Source organism: Colwellia chukchiensis (assembly GCF_002104455.1).
Classification (GTDB): Bacteria; Pseudomonadota; Gammaproteobacteria; order Enterobacterales; family Alteromonadaceae; genus Cognaticolwellia; species Cognaticolwellia chukchiensis.
Genome location: NZ_NBOC01000032.1, coordinates 1 through 7471 on the forward strand (window position 1 = coordinate 1; position 7471 = coordinate 7471).

Here is a 7471-nt window from a genome sequence, read left to right on the forward strand (position 1 = left end):
CGAAATAACAAGGCCGATAGTGGATGATTAGGCTCCAAGCTGAAAGTAAACCACCTCCGCAGCCATTTATTGGTGTGGTCTACAGAGGATTATGTCTTTTTAGAGGGGAAAATCCCTAGAACCCCACAATGGAACGATTGTGCTCGACTCATTTCAAATTGCATTATTTATTATAATTCCGCGTTACTATCGGCATTTTTACAAATCCAAGAGAGGAACGGTAGGCAAGATGTGGTTGATGTTATTTCTCGGCTTTCACCTGTTGCTTGGCAACACATTAATCTAAATGGGGAATATGCCTTTAATAAAGACCGCAAAGAAATCGACTTAGCTGGTTTACTTAGTGATGTAGAATCAATAAGTTAAAGAATGCCATCTGTTTGTATTTCTAATTCAAAAGGTACTGCGCATCAAAGTGCCATTAAAAATTGGAGGTGTTGATATTCTATATGCTTGATATATACAAGCTAACATTGATAGAAAACAGATAAGCTAACAAGTTTTTAGTCGAGCCATGAACTGTTCTATAATTGTTCTAATTGCAAAACTCTTCAATTTGGTTTGTTACTAGATTTAAAAATACTTTTCTATGCTCGATTTTAGTAAGTAGCAGCTTTTGGATGTCTTCAGGAACTTTTCTTTCTCCTGCATCTATTGCCATTAGTAATGGCTTGATATCAACTACAAGAAGACCTGCCGCCCTTGCTGCTCGAATGAACTTTAATCTCTTTAATGCACATAAGCCGTAAAGTGAATGGCCTGACTTAGTTTTTTCTTCGCAGTGTACTAAGTTCTCAAGAACATAATTTCTTACCGTATGGACAGATGTTTGTGCAGCTAGTGCCAGTTGAGAAATACTCAAAGGAAAATCCAACGCATCATCATCACTACTAATGAACTTATTGATGTCAGGTATCTCTGTCAAAAAACTGACTTCACCAACAGGAATGTTTTCAACCTTAGATTTAATCATGATTTAGCATGCTTCCAATTTGTGTTGTTAATGGAATGCCTTAAGATATCTTGATTACATTCAATCAATTGGCACTCCATTAACATTTCTGTAAGTACATTACCGTTAAATGATTACCCTGCGCAGCAAGATAGCTCTTTAACGTCTTTGCTAAAGGTTTGAGCGCATAACTTCAATCCTTCAACCATCGTCAAATACGGAAATAGTTGACCTGCCAATTCTTCGACTGTCATTTTATTATGAATAGCAAGAGCCGCACTTTGAATCAGTTCTCCGCCTTCATGGGCTAAAATTTGTGCGCCTATCAGTTTTCCCGTGGATTCTTCAGCTACCAACTTGATAAAACCATCCGTTTCAAAATTTGCTAAAGCTCTTGGTACGTTTTCCATATCAAGTACACGACTTATCGTATTTATTCCTACCGCTGAAGCTTGTACTTCGGTTAGACCTACCGTAGCAACTTGTGGGTCGGTGAATATAACAGCAGGCATGGTAGATAAGTCGAGTTGCGCATTTCCACCTGTCATATTAATTCCAGCCCTACTTCCGGCAGCAGCAGCAACATAAACAAATTGTGGCATATTGGAGCAATCTCCAGCGGCATAAATGTTAGCTGTTGATGTTTCCATCATACTATTAACAACAATGGCACCACTTTTATCTGTTTCAACACCAACATTTTCTAAACCAAGCTTTCCAGTATTTGCATGGCGACCCGTAGAGATAAGCAATTTTTCAGCGATTAATGTTCCTTCGTTAGTTTCCAATGAAAAACCATTGCTATCATAAGAAACATGACTTGCTTGCGTATTATTAAGTACCCTAATACCTTCTTTTTCAAAGCACTCTGCCAGTTTTTCACCTAATAACGGATCTTCAGCATATAAAAGGGTATGTCTGGCTAGAATTGTCACACGGCTACCTAAACGGGCATAAGCTTGCGCAATTTCCAGAGCAACAACGGAGGAGCCGATGACAACTAGACTACTCGGTAACTCTTCTGCAAATAAGGCTTCTGTTGATGTCCAATAAGGTGTATCAACTAAACCCTTAATTGGCGGAATGCTTGGTGTAGAGCCTGTTGCAATTAAAATGCGATCTGCAACCAGCTCTTCTTCACTACCATCAGACTTGTGAACTAGCAAGGTATTTTGATTTTTAAAACGTGCATAACCTTTAAGTAAAGATAGCGCGGGATTACTCTCTAAAATACGTTGATATTTAGCATCGCGTAGTTCTTCGACGCGAGCGTTTTGCTGATGTGCTAATAAGGAGCGGCTAAGTTGTGGCTGAATATTTTCTAAACCATCAAACGGGTTAGTACGTTGCTGATGCGCTAATTGCGCAGCACGGATCAATATTTTTGAAGGAACACAGCCGACATTTACACAGCAACCTCCGATTACATCGGCTCCTTCAATGATAGTAACTCTTGCTCCGCCTTCTGCTGCTTTAATCGCACTGGCAAAGGCCCCTGAACCACTACCAATAATGGCTACATGTAATTGTTCTGGCTGGATGTCATTTGACGAGCAACAACTATTCGTTGACATATTTTATTCCTCTAAAAAAGTTAAGCGGTACAAGTTTCATCATCACAGCGTTTATTCGCAGGAGAAACCATGTCCCAAATTGATACAGCAACCATTAGTCCTAGCCCCGTATAAGTAACGTATGAACTCCACCCGTACTGGAACCAAGGGTATAAAGAGAGTAAAACCAAAATGGGGCCAATTGAACCGATAAAACTACGGTACCATTGACGATGGCTAAACCAGCCTAAGATATTCATTGCCAGCGCTAATACTGCAAACAGTGGTAACAACGTATTGATAAATACCCCTTCCCACTGACTAAGAAATCCCATCCCAATTGCCGCACCAAGACTAGCTATCGCGGGAAAACACATGGCGCATCCCATTGCCGAAACAAGTGCACCTATAGAGCCTGCTTTATCTCCGATACGCGTAACTAGTTCTAAGGGGCTAAACATTACTTATTTTCACTTTTTAAATTTGAAGGGTAGCCAGCGTTGGTAGTCGCTGCAATTAATGCATTGATGTTGGTTTTAGTGTCATCAAAAGAAACAACAGCTAGCTTAGGCTTGTAGGTAACTTTCGCATTTTCAACGCCATCAACATTTTCTAATGACTTTTTAACTGTGATTGGACATGTCGCACAGTTCATCGTTGGCACTTCCAGTGTAACTGTTTTTACTTCAGCAAAAGCACCAAAACTAGAAAGTGAAAGCAGTGCGGTTAATAATAATTTTTTCATAATTAGCTCCAAATTTTAAAATGTTATAAATTTCTTGATCTGTATATTAAGCAAACAAAAGTATCCAATAATTACTGGTCACTAAAATTGTCGCAACTATAGCGCTCAGCCAGAAAATGACTTTTCGTTGTTGCTGTTTCTTAGGAATTGCACAGGCCGTTCCCGGCTCACACTCTTCTACAGGACGGTAAATTTTCCAACCTGAGTAGCCAAACAACAACACTACAAATGCGATAAATAATGGCCTATAGGGTTCAAATGCAGTTAAATTACCAATCCATGAGCCACTTACCCCAAGTAATAACAGGAGCAAAGGACCTACACAGCATACGCCTGCGCCTAATGCTGCTATGATGCCTCCTATCATTGGAAGGTTTGATTTTTTTTGATTCATATAGATACCTCATTAAGTGATAATGCAAGTGTATTGCATGTACCTAAGTACGGAGTCAAGGGTGATTTATAAAAAATTTATCTTTGATAATCTGCTACGACAGATACGGGGAATAAGCTAACTTGAATTAAGGCGCAGAAGTAAAATTGGATATGCTGTTTTAGTGGGAAATGGTAGTTAAGTGAATCATTTACTTCGGTTGCAACGAATCAATTATTGGGCAGTGGCTATCGTCATCATTATTTTGGCATTGTCCTAAATGTTCTTCCAAAGCGTGTTCTAACAACAACAAGTCAGCCATCTTTTTTTGTACTGCGATCAGTTTTTTATTAGCTAATTCTTGTACTTTACTACATGGACTATCGTTTAACGCAAGTAACCCTTCAATCTCATTTAGCGTAAAACCTAATTCTTGAGAACGCTTGATAAAATGTATTCTATTTACCGTTTCTTTCGGGTAATGTCTATAGCCCTGCATAGGCTTTGGTGGTTGTTTAATTAAGCCTTTGCGTTCATAAAAGCGAATTGTTTCGACATTTACACTCAGTTCTTTAGCCAACATACTTATGGTTCGTTTAGACACGTTATCAATTACCTTACTGACTTTTTGTTTACTTACTTTATATCTAATTAAAGTGACCATCAATGAATACCAGTTTAAACATCGCTAATTGATTTTGTTTTTTCTTCTATTAAATAAGTAAAGTTACCGTTGTTACAACAATATTAAACCACAACAATGTATGGTTTATCCTTTTTCATTATCAAAGTCCAAATTAGTGTTATTACATGCAGTTCTACATGAGTACACCCTAAAGTGTCCACTTAATTTTAGTGGACACTTAATATCTTAAATTGCGTCACCTGGCTGGGTGGATAAGTCGATGCTCCAGGGCAGCAGCTCATCGATACGGTTGATGGGGTGGTTGCCGATACGTTTGAGTACCGCGGTCAGGTAGTCATTCGGGTTGATACCGTTGAGTTTGGCAGTACCGAGTATTGAATAGAGCACGGCAGCCCGTTCCCCACCGGCTACTGAACCCGCAAACAAGTAATTTTTCCTGCCCAGGGCGATGGGCCGCAATGACCGCTCTGCACTGTTGTTATCTATTTCAGCACAACCGTTATCCACATACGCAACCAGTGCCTCCCACTGCTTCAGAGCATAGTGGACTGCCTTGGACAATGGCGAGCCTTTCGATAAGGTGCGCAATGTTGTCTGCAGCCAGGTATGGAAGCGCTCAAGGATAGGCTTGGCATGTATAGCCCGGATGTGTTGTCGTTCATCCGGTGGTTGGCCACGCGCCTGTTTCTCAATCACGTAGAGAGATTGAATAACGGTTATCGCTTCATCAGCTAATGGCGAAGGGCCTGTTTGGGTGATGTCATAGAACTTACGCCGCACGTGGGCCCAGCAACCGTGCTGGGTTATTTGTCGTTGGTATAGTTCGTTGTAACCGGCATAAGCATCGGCCTGCAGTGAGCCTTTGTAGCCTTTTAAGTGTGCAGTGGGATGGATGCTTTTTCGGTCTTCACTGTATTGCAGCCAGACTGCCGGTGCTGTGGCATCACCCCATGGACGACCATCCCGTACATAAGTCCAGTAGCGGCCTGTTTGGGTGCGGCCTTTCCCTGGTGATAGTGTCGGTGCTGTCGTGTCATCGGCATGCACATGCAAGCCTGCTTTCACATGGCGTCCGATGGCATCGGCCAGTGGCGTGAGTAATGCACCTGTTTGTCCTACCCAGTCCGCCAACGTTGAGCGTTCGACATCAATCCCTTCACGTTCCATCCGCTCAGCCTGGCGGTACAGCGGTTGATGGTCGAGGTATTTATCGACGATAACTTGAGTGATTAACGCTGCACTGGCTAATCCTTTTTTAATCACACGCTCAGGCGCCTGGCCTTGTACCAGGGTGTCGCAGTGCTGGCAACTGAACTTAGGGCGCACAATGCGGATAACCCGGTAAGATGCCGGTACAACATCCAGCATTTCAGAGACATCATCACCGATATGGGTTAATTCGCCCTGGCATGCCGGACACTGGCAGGCTGCTTCAACACGCAGCTCTTCTCGCGGTAATTGTGCAGGCAGAGAAGCGCGTCGACGTGGCGTCGCTTTGTCCTCGGTTGCTGGTGCGACTAGCTTAGGTAAGACACTGGTCTGCATCTCCAGCTCTTCAAGCTGCAATTCCAACTGATGAATTTGCTTGTCGAGATGCTCGGACGAACGCCCGAAGCGGGCACGTTTTAATACGGATAACTGGTGGCGTAACGAGGCAATAACGGTATCCTGCTGGGCAAGCGTTGACTGCAGTTGAAGGATAATTTCCTGCAACTGTTTCGGGTCATTGGGTAAGTGAGATGCCATCGTTTTCATGCGGTGCATGATAGCATAAATAGGCATCTAACTCATTGATTAATTGTGCTTATGCAGCATTTTTTGGTGTGTTTTTTCTGGCAGGCGGGCGCCAGTCTAAGCCTTCCAGCAACAACGCCAATTCGGCCTGAGTTAAGTGCACTGCACCGGTTTTTGAGGTTGGCCACACGAATCGCCCCTGCTCCAAGCGTTTGTAAAATAAACACAACCCCTGACCATCCCACCATAGCAGTTTAACCCGGTCCCCACGCCGCCCTCGAAACACAAACACATGCCCGCTAAAAGGGTCTTTCTGCAACACATGCTGTGCCATGGCCGCCAGGCCATCGAAGCCCTTGCGCATATCGGTGTAACCGGCACACAGCCATACACGCAGCTCATGGGATAAGGTAATCATGACAACGCCGCCACCAATTGCTGCAACATACCTGGTGTTGCCTCGTGTAATACCAGTTGATGACCACTGCAAAACGACACCGTTATGGCGGGTTTATGCAAGACCGGCACAGCTTCAATCGCACGAACACTAACAGGAAGGAATGGTGTGGGGGCAACTGGCGTATCCACTTCACCTTTAGCTCGCCTGACCCACAAAGCTTTACCGACGTTAACTTCCCGCACCCAGCGAAATACCTGGTTGGTATTCACATCGTATTTGCGCGCCAATTCAGAGACCGACAACACACGTTCTTTCGATTCCTGAACGAGTTGCCATTTAAACTCGGGCGAAAAGGCCCGGCGCACATCGGATTGTTTTAATACGGGCATTCATAACTCTCACGGTTTAATAACAGTGACAGCTATGATGCGTGATCAGTCAGCAAATAAAAGATGTGATGGCCGGACGCTTACAAATGGTTTTGAGTTGTCCCTAACGTCATGGATGATCTCGCCACTGTCAGGGTGTGGCCTACTTATAAATGAGGGATATTTCTCCGTACTAATCCACATAAGACAATAGTCAAAGCCGAAGTCATCTGGAAACGACCTATTTTGTTCAATCACATTAACACCTAAATCATCCGTTATTCACACTGCTAAGCCTTCCCCCAGGGGGTTACGCGTTCATACATCTACTTTTTCAAGATATTTCTTAACCAATAGTAAAAATTGTAACCACCCCTCATCTCGACGTCTAATTTATACAACCTGAAACATTACAACATGTGATGTCTAAAGTATTTCCCAACTGTAAGCGCATAGTTGGACGAGAATGCCAAAATGCCATGGCGCTGCATTTCAGCTTTGATTTGAAAGACGGGTACGCCCATTTTAATACCGAGTAACTTAGCTTCACGCGACCGTGCAACCACGCAGCCGTCATTATTCACCGTTACACCTTTAATTGTTTAATTGTTGTGAAAACCCTTTAAAAGTAAGGCTTGTAGGTTACTTATGCAATTCACAACGTTTTTAAGTGATAAGTTGAGAATTTTAGGGGGGATAT

At 43.0% G+C, this 7471-nt stretch carries 10 protein-coding genes and 1 pseudogene; 1 reads left to right on the forward strand and 10 read right to left on the reverse strand.

Annotation, left to right across the window (positions count from 1 at the left end):
- Positions 1-72 precede the first annotated feature (72 nt).
- A complete protein-coding gene (locus B6K83_RS18730; RefSeq protein ID WP_158088382.1) occupies positions 73-366 on the forward strand; it encodes a Tn3 family transposase in 294 nt (97 codons plus the stop codon).
- Positions 367-535: 169 nt separating this feature from the next.
- On the opposite strand, the gene B6K83_RS17880 is transcribed toward B6K83_RS18730, so the two are convergent.
- The 10 genes and pseudogenes from B6K83_RS17880 to B6K83_RS18385 form a co-directional block, all read right to left on the reverse strand.
- Positions 536-973 (reverse strand): MerR family transcriptional regulator, encoded by a 438-nt coding sequence (locus B6K83_RS17880; protein ID WP_008110853.1) that lies wholly within the window; start codon positions 971-973, stop codon positions 536-538.
- A gap of 113 nt (positions 974-1086) precedes the next feature.
- A complete protein-coding gene (merA, locus tag B6K83_RS17885) occupies positions 1087-2526 on the reverse strand; it encodes a mercury(II) reductase (RefSeq protein WP_008467329.1) in 1440 nt (479 codons plus the stop codon).
- 20 nt (positions 2527-2546) lie between these two features.
- Positions 2547-2966, reverse strand: a complete 420-nt coding sequence (gene merC, locus B6K83_RS17890) for an organomercurial transporter MerC (RefSeq protein ID WP_012517596.1) — start codon at positions 2964-2966, stop codon at positions 2547-2549.
- The gene (merP, locus tag B6K83_RS17895; protein WP_008110847.1) at positions 2966-3250 is read right to left on the reverse strand and encodes a mercury resistance system periplasmic binding protein MerP; all 285 of its coding nucleotides are present in this window, start codon (positions 3248-3250) and stop codon (positions 2966-2968) included. Before merP ends, merC begins: the two co-directional genes overlap by 1 nt.
- Positions 3251-3296: 46 nt before the next feature.
- Positions 3297-3644: a mercuric transporter MerT family protein gene (locus B6K83_RS17900; RefSeq protein ID WP_012517597.1), complete on the reverse strand. Its 348-nt coding sequence runs from the start codon at positions 3642-3644 to the stop codon at positions 3297-3299.
- Between the two features lie 190 nt (positions 3645-3834).
- Positions 3835-4206: an Hg(II)-responsive transcriptional regulator gene (gene merR / locus B6K83_RS17905; protein WP_033011277.1), complete on the reverse strand. Its 372-nt coding sequence runs from the start codon at positions 4204-4206 to the stop codon at positions 3835-3837.
- Between the two features lie 288 nt (positions 4207-4494).
- Positions 4495-6024 (reverse strand): IS66 family transposase, encoded by a 1530-nt coding sequence (tnpC, locus tag B6K83_RS17910; RefSeq protein ID WP_085286216.1) that lies wholly within the window; start codon positions 6022-6024, stop codon positions 4495-4497.
- A 49-nt stretch (positions 6025-6073) separates the two neighbouring features.
- Positions 6074-6421, reverse strand: a complete 348-nt coding sequence (gene tnpB, locus B6K83_RS17915) for an IS66 family insertion sequence element accessory protein TnpB (protein WP_085286214.1) — start codon at positions 6419-6421, stop codon at positions 6074-6076.
- Complete coding sequence (locus tag B6K83_RS17920; protein ID WP_085286215.1) at positions 6418-6792, reverse strand: transposase; 375 nt, start codon at positions 6790-6792, stop codon at positions 6418-6420. The genes tnpB and B6K83_RS17920 overlap by 4 nt, the downstream gene beginning before the upstream one ends.
- Before the next feature lie 425 nt (positions 6793-7217).
- Positions 7218-7361, reverse strand: a pseudogene (locus B6K83_RS18385) (translesion error-prone DNA polymerase V subunit UmuC); the annotation flags it as partial.
- Positions 7362-7471: the final 110 nt, after the last annotated feature.